We start from the raw sequence: 12,795 nt of genomic DNA, 5'->3' as shown, positions 1-12,795 counted from the left end.
GCTTTTAACGCTCGGACTGTGGCTATAAGGGAGTATCATAGTCCTGCCTGTACGTCGTCGCCCGCAAGCCGCCACGCTCACATTGCGGCGTGGTGTTCCTCGCTCCGCTTTTCCCGTAGGGAAAAGTATCATGGCGCACCAGCCGTCCGGCTCGGCACAGACAGAATGTGTCCGTATGCCCTATGATGCGCCGCCGTTATCTTGCGGGCATATTTATCAAGGTGCGATCAGGCCACCGGGAAAACACCGAAACGGGGAAAGGGTAAGCCGTTTCATGCTGCCGGGGCCGGTTCGTCAGTTCGTGACGATAGCGTGGATGAGCTTGATTTCCAGACGGCGCTTCATGGCCTCGTCCAGACACACATGCGGATAGCCGTTTTCGTCATAGAGCGTCCGGGTACACAGCTTGTTCATGTAACCGCTGTAATACTGCAAAACGCGCTCTACGGCTCCGGCATCCCCAGCGCGGGCGGCCTCGATCACCGAAAGGGGCAAAAGCTCAATGCCCTTGTAGTTCGGGTTCTTCATCCGCGTCTAACCTCCCTTCGGCATCAACGCCTTTAGCTGTTTCCGCAGCTCCGATAAGGTATTTGTCCTGTGCCGCTGAACGGCACTCCGGGACATTCCCACAAGGCCGCCGATCTCACCATCTGCCATATCCAGAACACAGTGCAGGATTAAAATACTCTGCTCCATGCTGGGCAGCGCGGCAAAGGCTTCGGCAACAAGCTCATTGTTGATATGTAGGTCATAGCCATGCGACGAAAACGTAAAGCTGTCGCTGGGGTAGTGATCTACTGTACAGAGCTTGTCCAAATCTGCCTGTGACAAAGAGCTTAGTGACACTTCACGGTCACGGCGGCGCTTCATTTCAGCCAAGTAGCTTTTGGCCTCGTTACGCAGTACCGTCTTGCAAAAAGCATCGAACATGCACCGCGCTTCATAGTCGCGGGGGATAGCATCCATCTTCTCACCCCCTTTCTGTGGGGGACTTAGGTGGTTCTCTCCCTTTCCGCTAACAAGACTTTGACAAGGCCGCCAGCTACCCGCTAAATACCTCCTTTTTGAAAATTTCTCAAAAAATTTTTTTGGGGACAGCCGGGCCGCAAAAGACGACAAAAATCGCCCGGCAGGTCGCAAACCTACCGGGCGAGAAAATGCTTTGCTATGCTGCTGATTTACATGGTATAGTACATACTCATAACCGGAATAGCCCTGTGGAGGGGCAAGGCTTTTTTTGAGTGGTGGAAGTGGATTAGAGCATGGCAATAGCAAAACAGCATAGCGGCATCCTCCTATGGGCCGCCACACCTTTTGCTGCCAGAAAAGAACGGCGGCCTTGATTTCTCAAAACCGCCGCCAGCAAAATACAAAATGGGCGTGGGAAAGGTCTGCCCAACAGCGGTTTTTTTCTTTTCTGCCGCTGGGCAGATTGAATACTATAATTTGCAATGTATTACAAAAGATGCTTTAACCACTTTCCAGTAAAAGATTGTCCATGACCAGCATAGATTTTATCAAATCCAAAATCTGATACAAAACCAATACTTTCATTATGAAACGGCAAAATCAAAATAGGTATCGGGGTATGGCTCATCAATCAACTTATAGTGCCACCATTCAAAGCGATAAGACTGAAATCCGCTGCTTTCCATGATTTTACGCAAGCATCTTCGATTTTGTGCCTCTGCATCCCCTATCCCTTTTGCTGTATGATGCGACCGTTCGTCCATAAAATCGAAGTTACTTCCCATTGAAACAAGTTCCCCTGTATCCAGGTGGTAGAGCGTAAGATCAATTGCGCTTCCACGGCTATGGCTGGATTGTGAGGCCACATAACCCTTTGTAATCAACTCGGCTCGCTCTATATTGGGGTAAAATTTTTCTTTTGTGAGCTTGTCCTCCGGTTGCGCTGCCCAACGCAGGAAGCAGTCCACCGCAGTTCTTGGCCGATATCCATCCCATAAAAGCAAGCCATAGCCAAGCGCAGCCGCATGGATTTGTGCCTCGCGCAGAGCAAACGCCACGGCCTTTGTGCCGATGATGCGATTCACCTCATACCCATCCACCGGTTTTCCTGTGAAGTTATCCCATGTGGCGTACTTGGCATCCCAACGGACGCCATGCAACATTTCATCTAAAAACAAAAAACCATTTTCCATACTTATCACCTCTTTAACGCCAATGTAATCAGGCTGTCAATCAGTGCAGGAAGCGTGATTCCTGCGGCGGCCACCATACGTGGGTAGCGGCTGTACGATGTAAAACCGGGCATGGTATTGACCTCATTTAGAACGATGCCGCCATCCTCCTGCAAAAAAAGATCAACACGGGCAAGCCCTCTGCATCCAAGCACCCGATATACTTTCTTTGCCGTTTCCTGCACCCGATTTCGTTCCTCGACCGGAATGTCTGCGGGAACTGTAATCATCGCATTTTCTGAGCCTTTTTCCGGCTCGTTTTCCTGATGGATGCGGAAGATACCGTGGCTCAGCCGGATTTGATCCACTTCGCCGACAATCAAATCATCCTCGTTCCCCATGACCGCACACCCGACCTCACAGCCCGAAATCGCTTGCTCAATTAAGATTTTTCCATCATATTGTCCTGCCGCTTCTATCGCAGCGTTAAGTTCTTCCGTACCGTTTACTTTGGTTACGCCAAAGGACGAACCTGACCGTGCCGGCTTCACAAAGACAGGGTAGGTAAGCGCACCCGCCTCCGGCTTGTCACCTTTATCAATCATTTGAAATTCGGGAACGGCGATGCCCGCATTTTTTGTAAGAATGTAGGCCAGTGATTTGTCCATGCAAGCTGCGGAGCTTTGAATATCACAGCCCACATAGGGGATACCAGACAATACAAACAGCCCCTGTATCGCACCATCCTCCCCGCATTTGCCATGCAAAACCGGGAAAGCCACATCAATACGCCGTGTTTCGTATTCGCTTTCTTTCATGACAAGCAGCCCATGCGTTTTCCTATCCGGGGAGAGTATGGCGGGGAGACTGTCGGCTTCCCATTCCGTACATGGCTTCTTGCATAGCTTCCATACACCGTTTTTTGTAATTCCGATGTAGTGCGGATCGAATTTTTCCGTATCAATGTTCGCAGCAATTTCTATTGCGGATTTTACCGACACATCATGTTCCTCCGAGCAACCGCCGAAGATGATTGCGACTTTTATTCTATTCATGCTGTAAACTCCTTTCAAAATTGAGACAATTCCTGATTGTTTTTTCTGTAGTATCCTGCAGCACACGCTCAGTGTAGTACGCCGTATGGGGTGTGATGATCACATTCGGCATCCTTAAAAGCTGCGACAAAAAGGGATGGTCAAGCACTTTCTGCGAGCAATCGGTATAAACAAACTGATCCTCGCCCTCCAACACATCCAGTGCCGCACCACCCAGCTTTCCGCTTTCCAACGCCTCCACCAGCGCCCCGGTATCGACAAGCGCTCCGCGCCCGGTGTTGATTAAAAATGCGCCTTGCTTCATCTCTCCAATTTGCTTCTGACCGATCAGATGGCGGGTATCCGCACAAAGCGGCACATGGAGCGTAACAATATCGCTGTTTTTTAGAAGCTCATCAAGCTGGACATAATCTGCATCCATTTTTCGGCTGTTATCATAGGCCAGCACATGGCATCCAAATCCCCGCAGCCTTTTGACGACCGCTTGCCCGATATGGCCGGTTCCAATAACTCCCACAGTCATATCCCCCAGTTCTTTCCCCCGGATACGATCCAATCTGAAATCTTGTTGCGCCACGGCGTGCATGGTGGGTTTTGCACCCCGTATGGCCATCAGCATCAGCATCAAAGCATAATCCGCAACGCTGTCCGGCGAATACGCAACCGTGCCAACCGAGATTCCCATTCTCTCGGCGGCAGTCGTATCAATGTGATCGCAGCCGATGCTGCGGGTAGAAATGTATTTTACCCCGACCTTTCTCAGCGCAAGAATTGTCGCCTCGGAAACCTCGGACTTATGGCCTACGCTAACGCATTGATTGCCAGCGGCCAATTTTGCGTTGTCTGCCGATATCGCATCGCTAATCAGCGTAGGGATAATATGAAAATCCGGCGATAAAGCGCGGAAAGCATTTGCCTCATCCTGTTCGCATCCAAAAACAGTAATGCCCACACTTTTTCTCATTGGTTCTCCTCCTGAATATCCACACTTTCCGGGAGGGGATAACAGATTTTGCATTTGTTTGTATAAAGCAGCTTGCAATCTATTATTTCCCCGGTACCTAAGGCAACTTGCATCCGTTTAACCTGGGCATATTCATAAATCCCGCCACTTTCACGGACATACTGGATACTGCCATTTGTAATTTTGTATAATGCTTGGGGCTCTTTGTCGGCGGACACCTGACCGATGATTTTCTCATCATCTAAGGTCACCCATATTTGGTAGGTGCAGTCGGTATCGTTTCGCACTTTTAAATCAATCCAGCCCTCTGAAATGGTTGCATCCACCCCTTTAATCTCGTCACTGTTTGGCTCTGGAAACTCCTTTACTTCGTGACCTCTGCGCTGGATAATTGTCAATGGCGTATGCAGGAACATCCAAAATAGTAAATTGCTCATCTGGCACATACCGCCGCCCGACATGGTGGTGAGTTTACCATTGGTCACCGTAAGGCCGTCTTTATAGGGGGTATCTTTGTCCGCATGGCGTACCAGCCACCAGAAAGAAAAGGTTTCCCCCGGTCTTATCAATAAGCCGTTTAAGGTCTTTGCTGCCAGCTTTAAGTTGAACACCTTGTTTTCCTGGTATATCATGTCAAATCCGGTATTGTGGTTGTATAATGCGCAATCCGTTTCAAAGAGCAAATGGGAAAGCGATTTTTCCCCTATCGTCTGCGCATAGCGACAGCCGTCAAATCTCATTCCCGCATAAAAGCACATTTTTCTCTGCGCCCGTCTCATTGGAAGCAGGAACGGGAAACGCTGTGTCAATCTTTTTCTGTCCATAACATAACATCCTTTTCTCATTTTTCTGGTTTTAAATATTCCTCAAGGCAAACCCCTTGGTTGTACATCTCTGTGGCAGCTTCGATGCCAACATATCGGTAATGCCACGGCTCGTTGCTCACACCGGTTATCTCTGTCTTGTCTGGTGGGTAGCGACGAATAAAACCAAAACGATAGCTGTTTTCATCCAGCCATCTATAAACCTCGTTGCCTGTTGAATGAATTCCGTCCGCATTGATATCCACAGCAAGACCAAGCTGATGCTCGCTCGTTCCCGGCACGGCCACCCAAGTTTCTGCTTCCGCTTTAGCCTGTGCAGAGGTGTAGCCTTTCGCCTTATATTCGGCAATTTTTTCATCCATAATTTCTTGCTGTTTTTCTGTTGTTCGGTATCCGGATGCGACAATCGGGTAAACTCCATCAGTTCTTGCGGCATCAAACAAATCTTGAAGATAGGGAGAAATCCGAATATCTATCCGCTCACCATTTGATAGTTGCTCAAGCTCCACATCGTACTGTGCGGGGATGGGGTTCTGCCTGTTCACTAAAATCAGGCTCCATTCCTGTTCATCTCCCTGTTCTTTGGCGGTGGCAAGAGCGTTTTCCTCCAAATTCTCCACTACGTCAGTGCTGCTGCCTGTATGAGTTGCAGGGATGGGCGGTATCTGTGTTGCCTCCAATACGGAAGCCAGTCTCCACCCCAAAAACAGCGTGCAGACTGTGAACGAAATAATGAACGCACATAGAAAAGCCCGCTTTTCCACGGATTGTTTCATATGCCGTTTGTGATGATCCGCATTGGAATGATAGTTGCTTTTTTCCATTTGATCGAATGCCTCCTTTGCAATAAAACTACGATTTGTGGCTGGTACGATTGTTATTATGGCAAGCGCATCTGTACTTTCCCTGTAGCCAGTCTGTAGTTTTCCTGTAGCAGCAAAAAAAGACCGGCAGGGTTATACCTGTCGGTCAAAATCATTTAAGTTTTAAATATTTACAATGTTGATGTGAGCGGTAAATCCAGCCAGAACAAAACGCCATCCGAGGTGTTTTCCAGCGCATACTGGAGGCTCATGGCATCCAGCGTTTTTTGTACGATGGCAAGTCCTAAACCGCTTCGCCCACTTTTTCTGCTTCGCGCCTGATCAATGCGATAGAATGGGGTGAACAGCCTTGGAAGCGCAGTATCATCAATGTGAACGCCCATGTTCAAAACAAAAAGGCGGCATTTTTCAGCACCAGGCTCACTCCATATCCGTACCTCGCCTCCCTGCGGCGTGTTCTGAACTGCATTCAATATGACATTGGATAGTGCCTTTTGGAGCAGCCTCGGATCGGACAGGACAATTTGCCCGGCTGGAATATCTGTGACGAACCGCTGGTTGTTTGCCTCTGCCAAGGTTTGAAAATCGGGCAGCAACTCGGCAACCGTGCGCCCTATGTCCAACGGTTCAGCTATGGGTACGATTCTCCCATCATTCAGGCTGACAAGCTCCAGTATTTCGGAAATGATTTTGCCCTGCCTATCCATCATTTTGATGCATTCGCGCAGATACTTAGAATGATCTTTGTAGTCACCGATATTTTCAAGCATTCCCTCCAACAGAACGCTTGTAGCCGCGATGGGCGTTTTTAGCTCATGAGAAGCTGCCGCAAAGAAATATCGCTGTGTTTCCTCCAACTCATGTTCCCTTGCGATTTCATCCTCCAGCCTTGCGATGGTTTCTTTCAGCCTGACATACATGGAATGCATATCATGAGCCAGTGCGCCAAGCTCATCCTTTCGCTCCAGCGGCGGCGGTACATCTTTCAGGTTTGCCATTTTATTCGCACTGTCCGCTAAGGCTTTGATCGGCGTTGTCATTTGCCGCGCAAAGATATACGCGCATAAAAGGCTGAATACAACCATTATCGCAATCATAACAATTCCCCGAATTGTCAGCCCTTGATAAAGCAATCCCGCACCTGCCTTGCTTTGAGCAACAATCGAAATATTATCATCTCTATGTACCACATAAAGAAAGTCGGGTCTAAAACTATTTGATGTATTGGCATTTGGTGTGGCATAGAGTACGCTTCCCTCTTTATCTTCAATATAAAACTCAAAGGATTGGTTATTGTAGTGAAACAGCCCTGCCACCTCTTGAATATCAAGCCTATCGCTATTCTGAATCAGTTCCACCAATGGCTGATAGGATTTTACTGTTTGCTGTAATTCCATCACTCTGAAATAAGACACAAATTGCTGTGCAAACAGTGTTGCTGTTACACCGACAAGCAGTAGCAGGACAATGATCGTATAGGAAAAAACCTTAATGAAAATCCCTTTTCTTTCCATTATTATGATTCCTCCAATCGGTATCCTACACCGCGAATGGTTTTGATGATATTTTCCGGCAGCTTGGCCCGCAAATTTTTGATATGAGTGTGGACTGTGCTGCCATCACCCTCAAAGTCATATCCCCATATACGTGACAAAATGATTTCATGCGTTAAGGTTCTGCCTTTGTTCTGCACCAGCAGCAAAAGGATTTCAAATTCTTTTCGTGTCAGGGGCAGCTCTGTACCGTCACAAAGTACCGTGAAATCCTCCGGCAGAAGTGTCAGCCTGCCGACACGGATTTCCTTTGCCAGCGCACCGCTGCGCCGCAGCAGGGCTTCCACCCGCTTTAGTAAAATCTGCATCTTGAATGGCTTTGTTACATAGTCGTCTGCCTCTGCATCAAACGCCCGGATTTGGTTTTCGTCATCCGACAGGGCTGTCATCATCAGAATGGGAGTATCATTTTTCGCACGAAATTCACGCAAAAGTTCATGCCCGTTCATACCGGGCAGCATAATATCAAGAATAACCAGTTGATAAGTGTTTTCGTAAAACTTGGTGTATGCCTCATTTCCATCTGTGCAGGCATCCACCTGATATCCTGCCTCAGCCAGAAACGCCCTTACTGTATTACAGATATGATCATCATCCTCGACAAGTAGAATTCGTATCGACATAAAAATCCCTCCATTTTAAGAAGATAACATAACAGTCTGTAGTTTCCCTGTAGTTTCAAAGCGATTTCTTTTCGGATTTTAATCATCCGTCATTGGGATACTCGCTTCTTTTCATGGTGTATGTATCTATATTATTGGTTTAAACGAATTAAATCAAGATAATAATAATTAACACCTTCTTAATGTTTGGGATGTTTCGATTACAGCGGTTGTCAAAACATCCCGATAATACTGGCAAGCAATGGATCAGAATATCCTTTACGGATATTCTGATCCACCACTTGCCCGCCTGCGGCGTTCTCGTTTTGCTTGTTGGGGACACCCCAAGCCTCAGCAAAATGCGCGGCCTCTTTTTTGCGAATGCACCTTGCGGTATGGCTTTTCACACAGGCAGGGCCTGTGTGTACTCCCTCCGGTCGCTCTTGCCGCACTCCGCGCAGCAGATTCAGTCCTAATACCGTTCAAGACAGTAGAAAATCAGCAAGTCTATATTCCTCATATCTTCATCATCCGTGTCCTTGCAGTTACAGGAAATGTAATAATCGCCAAATGTAAATCCCAGAATATTTTCCTCAAAAAGCCGTACCTCCCCGGTATTAAAATCAATCACCCCATACTCAAAGGCGCATTAGACCAGCAGTTATCCAATGTCTGGAGACTTCACCATAAAGAATCCAGATGCCGGCCTTTTCAATTCTACCATATACGGCTGATACAGCAGCAGCTTCCTCGTCTTTGTTTCGGGCATTTTCCATTTCTGTCATGATAAAGTTTCGCTTCTTCATACATCCATGTGTAAATCTTTTCTTTCTGTTTCAGATGAGAATACTTTTTATCGGTCTGGAGCAGCCTGCCATCTATCATCTTATAGTTTTTCCGTGACAAAATACCATGCTTTCTCTCTCTTCAAAACCATATCCAAAATGCGCCGGTTTCATTATACTATTCAGTAACCGCCTTTCCTTTCTTTGTACGCCTGTCAATCGGCTTTTCCGCAGTTTTGGGAATGAGCCAGATCGTCGCCATCTTTACAGCGCCGGGGATGCGTCCCGCAGCACAATAGTAGTTTATCCATCGTGGGGGCACACCCCATTTCTCGCCTGCCTCTTTCAACGTCATGTAGTCCATAGTACACCTCCACAGGGTACATTATAATTCTTTTGCTCGAAGAATAAAAGAAACAAAATGTGAAATATAAACTTTAAGAAAGGTGCATATACCAACATTCCACGGGCAGAGTATGAAATATACAATGTAAGTGGGAGGTGCGATATGGCGAATATTGAAGATTGTCCCGGCTTTGAAACTTTCGGCGCGGATGTGAAAGCGGCCCGGCAAGCAAAGCGCGTTTCGCGCAAAGCAATGGCAGAGAAAATAAATATTGACTGGCGCTATCTTGCCAACATCGAAAACGACGGGGCCATTCCCAGTCTGCCGGTTGTCATACAGCTTATTAAAGCCTGCGGGCTTCCTGTGGAACGCTACTTTAACCCGGAGATCATGCGGGAGGAAAGCGAACTGCGGCAAAGGGTCAGCCACAAGCTGAAACTCTGCCCCGAAGAATACCTGCCGATCATCGAGGGCGCGATTGACAGCGCCATACTAATTGAAAAGCCGAAGAAGAATGAAACGGAGGATGTGTAACTGGCATCCTCTGTTTTACTTTTAGCGGGAGCTGCACAGCGTAGCTTCTATTTTTTTGCACTTTTTTCTTTCCAGAGGGCTATTTTGCGGGTAGTTTGGGGCTTTGGAAACGTCTTGTTAGTGGAGAAACAGTAACGTAGCAAGCATAGGGAGTGTAGCCACTCCCGGAAAAACGGCCTGCCCCGTCCCTGCCGGGCCGCGTCCGTTTTGCTTGTTGGGGAAATCCCCAAACCCCTGAATGGAAAGGACGGTGAAGCATGGCAAACAGAAAGCGAAAAATCGTGCTGCGCGTCCCTGTGACGCCGGAGGAACGGGCTATGATTGAACAGAAAATGGCGCTGCTGCATACGAAGAACTTTTCAGCCTACGCCCGGAAGATGCTCATTGACGGCTATATCGTCAACATGGACACCAGCGACATCCGGGCGCAGACCGCCGAGATACAGAAGATCGGCGTCAACGTCAATCAGATTGCAAAGAGGCTGAACGGTATGGGGCCGGTGTACGCACAGGACATCGAGGATATAAAGGGGGCGCTGGCGCAGATATGGCAGTTACAAAGATACATCCTATCAAGTCAACGCTGAAAAAAGCCCTTGACTACATCGAGAACCCGGACAAAACTGACGGCAAGCTGCTGGTGGCCTCCTTTGCCTGCTCTTATGAAACAGCGGACATTGAATTTGAAATGCTGCTGGCGCAGGCATACCAAAAGGGCAATAATCTGGGCCACCACCTGATACAATCCTTTGCCCCCGGCGAAGCCACGCCGGAACAGGCCCATGAGATCGGGAAGCAGCTTGCCGAGGAAGTGCTGCAAGGGAAATATCCCTATGTGCTGACTACCCATATTGATAAGGGCCACGTCCACAATCACATTATTTTCTGTGCCGTGGATATGGTAAATCAGCGCAAGTACATTTCCAACAAACAGAGCTATGCCTATATCCGGCGCACCAGCGACAGGCTGTGCAAGGAAAACGGATTGTCCGTGGTGAAGCCCGGCCAGAGTAAGGGCAAGAGCTATGCCGAGTGGGACGCCCAGCGGAAAGGGACGAGCTGGAAAGCGAAGCTCAAAGCAGCCATTGACGCCGCTATCCCGCAGGCAAAAGATTTTGATGATTTCCTGCGGCTCATGCAGGCGCAGGGCTATGAGATCAAGCCGGGAAAGTTTATTTCTTTCCGCGCTCCCGGACAGGAACGCTTTACCCGCTGCAAGACATTGGGGGAAGCCTACACCGAGGAAGCCATCAAAGAGCGTATCAAAGGCCGCGTTATCACCAGAGCGCCCAAAGAGCGCAAGGGGATTTCTTTGCGGATTGATCTGGAAAACAACATTAAGGCCCAGCAGTCGGCAGGCTATGAGAGGTGGGCGAAGCTCCACAATTTGAAGCAGGCCGCAAAGACTTTGAATTTCCTGACTGAACATGGGATAGACACCTACCCGGATTTGGAAAGCAAAGTGGCCGAGATCACCGCCGCCAGCGACGAGGCCGCCGCTACCCTCAAAGCTATGGAACACCGGCTTGCGGATATGGCGGTGCTGATAAAGAATATTTCTACCTACAAGCAGCTCTGGCCCGTGGCTATGGAATACCGCAATGCAGCGGATAAGGCAAAATTCCGGCGTGAGCATGAAAGCACGTTGATTTTGTATGAAGCTGCGGCAAAGGCCCTAAAGGGACAGGGTGTGAAAAAGCTCCCCGATCTGTACGCCCTGAAAGCCGAGTACAAGCGATTGGCCGAGGAAAAGGAACGGCTGTATGAGAAGTACGGCGAAGCGAAAAAGCAGATGCAGGAATACGGCATCATCAAGCAGAATGTGGACGGCATTTTGCGTATGACGCCGGGAAAGGAATGGACGCAAGAGCTATGAGTATTCCACGAATGAATTACCCTCAATATCGCAAGGCCCGGAAGCTGACGCATGAGTGCTGCAACTATTGTGACGGCAACTGCCTGTTGCTGGACGACGGCGAAGAATGTATTTGCGTACAGAGCATTTCCTATTCGCTTCTGTGCCGCTGGTTTAAGGCCGCTGTCCTCCCGCTGGATGCGGCCCTGTATGCCGAGATCACCAAAGACCGGGACGAAGTGAAACGCTGCTGTGAGTGCGGGGCCACGTTCACGCCGAAGTCTAACCGGGCCAAATACTGCGCGGCCTGCTCCAAACGGATGCGCCGCCGCAAAGAGGCCGAGCGCCAGCGGAAAAGATACTGGAAACCTACGCACTTAGAGCTGTAAAAGCCCTTATATTTCAAGGCTTTTCCGGCATGGTCAGCGGGGTATGTGGGTGTTTTATCCTATCCCCGCCGAAGTGCTGTTCTAAATGCGTAGAATTTACCAGCAGAAAAGCGCCGTTTTCTCTGGTTCCATGCTTCCGAATATGGTATCATAGAAAAAATCAGTCTGACGGGGGTATCAGGATGGACGGACAAGAAAAGCTGCTGGACTATGAAACGATCAAAGCCGCCGTTGCCGGTGAGAGGTGGGCCACGGAAAAAGTGTTGGCCCATTATGCTGACTACATCAACGAGCTTTCCACGGTGGAGATCAGACAGGCAAACGGCAAAAAGAAGAAAGTCATTGACGAAGATATACGGCAGCGCATTTCCCTGAAACTGCTGGAAGCATTGCCGAGCTTCCCGCTGGAACAGAGATAGACGGCAAGAGGGCTGCACCCTCTTACGCCGCTTTGCGGCTATCACCTGCACACCCCTGAAACAGATACACCCGCTGCGCGGCTATATCTGTTTCAGGGGTCTAATTATAGCTGCAACCTACGCATTTAAGGGATTGAAAACCGCCCGCTGCAAGGCTTCTCCCGCATGTTTGCAGGGGCAAGCGAATACTTCATCCTATCCCCGACAATACCGGGTTCTAAATGCGTAGGAATAGGCAAAAAGAAAAGACGCCGGACGCAAGCGACCACATGGCCGCCGCGCCCGGCGTCTGCTGTTCGTTATTCGTCTGTGAAGTGGAACTTCTGGCCGTCATAGTCGGCATCCGTCATGCGTTCCAGCTTGGAAAGGGTCTGCTGGGCCTGCGCCCGCATATCCCCATCCATAACCGGCATGACGGCGGTGAGCCTGTTTATCGTTCTGCGCCGGTCTGCATTGTGGTACATACAGATCAGGTTTTCTTCCTCCACGGTAAAGTGCATCATT

At 49.0% G+C, this 12,795-nt stretch carries 18 protein-coding genes; 6 read left to right on the top strand and 12 right to left on the bottom strand.

Going from position 1 to position 12,795, the window contains the following annotated elements; genetic code table 11:
• Positions 1-130 precede the first annotated feature (130 nt).
• On the top strand, positions 131-373 hold the full coding sequence (locus GKZ87_17030; protein ID QSI27068.1) for a hypothetical protein: 243 nt from the start codon (positions 131-133) through the stop codon (positions 371-373).
• On the opposite strand, the gene GKZ87_17025 is transcribed toward GKZ87_17030, so the two are convergent.
• From GKZ87_17025 to GKZ87_16975, 11 genes are all read right to left on the bottom strand, one after another.
• Complete coding sequence (locus tag GKZ87_17025; GenBank protein ID QSI27067.1) at positions 295-528, bottom strand: helix-turn-helix domain-containing protein; 234 nt, start codon at positions 526-528, stop codon at positions 295-297. The two genes, GKZ87_17030 and GKZ87_17025, sit on opposite strands and share 79 nt — an antisense overlap.
• 6 nt (positions 529-534) lie before the next feature.
• Complete coding sequence (locus GKZ87_17020) at positions 535-966, bottom strand: sigma-70 family RNA polymerase sigma factor (protein QSI27066.1); 432 nt, start codon at positions 964-966, stop codon at positions 535-537.
• 587 nt (positions 967-1,553) lie between these two features.
• Complete coding sequence (gene vanX, locus GKZ87_17015) at positions 1,554-2,162, bottom strand: D-Ala-D-Ala dipeptidase VanX (GenBank protein ID QSI27065.1); 609 nt, start codon at positions 2,160-2,162, stop codon at positions 1,554-1,556.
• A gap of 5 nt (positions 2,163-2,167) precedes the next feature.
• Positions 2,168-3,196, bottom strand: a complete 1,029-nt coding sequence (gene vanB / locus GKZ87_17010; GenBank protein QSI27064.1) for a D-alanine--(R)-lactate ligase VanB — start codon at positions 3,194-3,196, stop codon at positions 2,168-2,170.
• Entirely contained in the window at positions 3,189-4,160 is a 972-nt protein-coding gene (locus GKZ87_17005; GenBank protein QSI27063.1) for a D-lactate dehydrogenase VanH-B, read from the bottom strand. Before GKZ87_17005 ends, vanB begins: the two co-directional genes overlap by 8 nt.
• Entirely contained in the window at positions 4,157-4,984 is an 828-nt protein-coding gene (gene vanW, locus GKZ87_17000; GenBank protein QSI27062.1) for a glycopeptide resistance accessory protein VanW-B, read from the bottom strand. The genes GKZ87_17005 and vanW overlap by 4 nt, the downstream gene beginning before the upstream one ends.
• Positions 4,985-5,001: 17 nt before the next feature.
• Entirely contained in the window at positions 5,002-5,808 is an 807-nt protein-coding gene (locus tag GKZ87_16995) for a D-Ala-D-Ala carboxypeptidase VanY-B (protein ID QSI27061.1), read from the bottom strand.
• 170 nt (positions 5,809-5,978) lie between these two features.
• Positions 5,979-7,322, bottom strand: a complete 1,344-nt coding sequence (gene vanS / locus GKZ87_16990) for a VanB-type vancomycin resistance histidine kinase VanS (GenBank protein ID QSI27060.1) — start codon at positions 7,320-7,322, stop codon at positions 5,979-5,981.
• Positions 7,323-7,324: 2 nt separating this feature from the next.
• On the bottom strand, positions 7,325-7,984 hold the full coding sequence (locus GKZ87_16985) for a VanB-type vancomycin resistance response regulator transcription factor VanR (protein QSI27059.1): 660 nt from the start codon (positions 7,982-7,984) through the stop codon (positions 7,325-7,327).
• Between the two features lie 212 nt (positions 7,985-8,196).
• A complete protein-coding gene (locus GKZ87_16980) occupies positions 8,197-8,415 on the bottom strand; it encodes a hypothetical protein (protein ID QSI27058.1) in 219 nt (72 codons plus the stop codon).
• 511 nt (positions 8,416-8,926) lie between these two features.
• Positions 8,927-9,112, bottom strand: a complete 186-nt coding sequence (locus tag GKZ87_16975) for a DNA-binding protein (protein QSI27057.1) — start codon at positions 9,110-9,112, stop codon at positions 8,927-8,929.
• Positions 9,113-9,256: 144 nt separating this feature from the next.
• Here GKZ87_16975 and GKZ87_16970 point away from each other — a divergent pair, with 144 nt between their 5' ends.
• The 5 genes from GKZ87_16970 to GKZ87_16950 all read left to right on the top strand — a co-directional run bounded on the left by GKZ87_16970 (position 9,257) and on the right by GKZ87_16950 (position 12,291).
• Positions 9,257-9,628 (top strand): helix-turn-helix domain-containing protein, encoded by a 372-nt coding sequence (locus GKZ87_16970; GenBank protein ID QSI27056.1) that lies wholly within the window; start codon positions 9,257-9,259, stop codon positions 9,626-9,628.
• A 257-nt stretch (positions 9,629-9,885) separates the two neighbouring features.
• A complete protein-coding gene (gene mobC / locus GKZ87_16965) occupies positions 9,886-10,215 on the top strand; it encodes a plasmid mobilization relaxosome protein MobC (protein QSI27055.1) in 330 nt (109 codons plus the stop codon).
• A complete protein-coding gene (locus GKZ87_16960; protein QSI27054.1) occupies positions 10,176-11,504 on the top strand; it encodes a relaxase/mobilization nuclease domain-containing protein in 1,329 nt (442 codons plus the stop codon). The genes mobC and GKZ87_16960 overlap by 40 nt, the downstream gene beginning before the upstream one ends.
• Entirely contained in the window at positions 11,501-11,872 is a 372-nt protein-coding gene (locus tag GKZ87_16955; protein QSI27053.1) for a hypothetical protein, read from the top strand. Before GKZ87_16960 ends, GKZ87_16955 begins: the two co-directional genes overlap by 4 nt.
• A gap of 182 nt (positions 11,873-12,054) precedes the next feature.
• A complete protein-coding gene (locus GKZ87_16950; protein ID QSI27052.1) occupies positions 12,055-12,291 on the top strand; it encodes a helix-turn-helix domain-containing protein in 237 nt (78 codons plus the stop codon).
• Between the two features lie 299 nt (positions 12,292-12,590).
• Here GKZ87_16950 and GKZ87_16945 read toward each other — a convergent pair whose 3' ends face one another.
• On the bottom strand, positions 12,591-12,794 hold the full coding sequence (locus GKZ87_16945) for a hypothetical protein (GenBank protein ID QSI27051.1): 204 nt from the start codon (positions 12,792-12,794) through the stop codon (positions 12,591-12,593).
• Between the last annotated feature and the right edge of the window lies 1 nt (position 12,795).

Source organism: Erysipelotrichaceae bacterium 66202529, from assembly GCA_017161075.1.
GTDB lineage: Bacteria > Bacillota_I > Bacilli_A > Erysipelotrichales > Erysipelotrichaceae > Clostridium_AQ.
Note: the sequence above shows the minus strand (reverse complement) of the source record. Positions and strands in the feature narration are given on the sequence as shown.

Excerpts from the sequence above, each read along its gene's own strand:
- GKZ87_17030 (QSI27068.1), top strand. The coding sequence starts at position 131 with ATGGCGCACCAGCCGTCCGGCTCGGCACAGACAGAATGTGTCCGTATG.
- GKZ87_17025 (QSI27067.1), bottom strand. The coding sequence starts at position 528 with ATGAAGAACCCGAACTACAAGGGCATTGAGCTTTTGCCCCTTTCGGTG.
- GKZ87_17020 (QSI27066.1), bottom strand. The coding sequence starts at position 966 with ATGGATGCTATCCCCCGCGACTATGAAGCGCGGTGCATGTTCGATGCT.
- vanX (QSI27065.1), bottom strand. The coding sequence starts at position 2,162 with ATGGAAAATGGTTTTTTGTTTTTAGATGAAATGTTGCATGGCGTCCGT.
- vanB (QSI27064.1), bottom strand. The coding sequence starts at position 3,196 with ATGAATAGAATAAAAGTCGCAATCATCTTCGGCGGTTGCTCGGAGGAA.
- GKZ87_17005 (QSI27063.1), bottom strand. The coding sequence starts at position 4,160 with ATGAGAAAAAGTGTGGGCATTACTGTTTTTGGATGCGAACAGGATGAG.
- vanW (QSI27062.1), bottom strand. The coding sequence starts at position 4,984 with ATGGACAGAAAAAGATTGACACAGCGTTTCCCGTTCCTGCTTCCAATG.
- GKZ87_16995 (QSI27061.1), bottom strand. The coding sequence starts at position 5,808 with ATGGAAAAAAGCAACTATCATTCCAATGCGGATCATCACAAACGGCAT.
- vanS (QSI27060.1), bottom strand. The coding sequence starts at position 7,322 with ATGGAAAGAAAAGGGATTTTCATTAAGGTTTTTTCCTATACGATCATT.
- GKZ87_16985 (QSI27059.1), bottom strand. The coding sequence starts at position 7,984 with ATGTCGATACGAATTCTACTTGTCGAGGATGATGATCATATCTGTAAT.
- GKZ87_16975 (QSI27057.1), bottom strand. The coding sequence starts at position 9,112 with ATGGACTACATGACGTTGAAAGAGGCAGGCGAGAAATGGGGTGTGCCC.
- GKZ87_16970 (QSI27056.1), top strand. The coding sequence starts at position 9,257 with ATGGCGAATATTGAAGATTGTCCCGGCTTTGAAACTTTCGGCGCGGAT.
- mobC (QSI27055.1), top strand. The coding sequence starts at position 9,886 with ATGGCAAACAGAAAGCGAAAAATCGTGCTGCGCGTCCCTGTGACGCCG.
- GKZ87_16960 (QSI27054.1), top strand. The coding sequence starts at position 10,176 with ATGGCAGTTACAAAGATACATCCTATCAAGTCAACGCTGAAAAAAGCC.
- GKZ87_16955 (QSI27053.1), top strand. The coding sequence starts at position 11,501 with ATGAGTATTCCACGAATGAATTACCCTCAATATCGCAAGGCCCGGAAG.
- GKZ87_16950 (QSI27052.1), top strand. The coding sequence starts at position 12,055 with ATGGACGGACAAGAAAAGCTGCTGGACTATGAAACGATCAAAGCCGCC.
- GKZ87_16945 (QSI27051.1), bottom strand. The coding sequence starts at position 12,794 with ATGATGCACTTTACCGTGGAGGAAGAAAACCTGATCTGTATGTACCAC.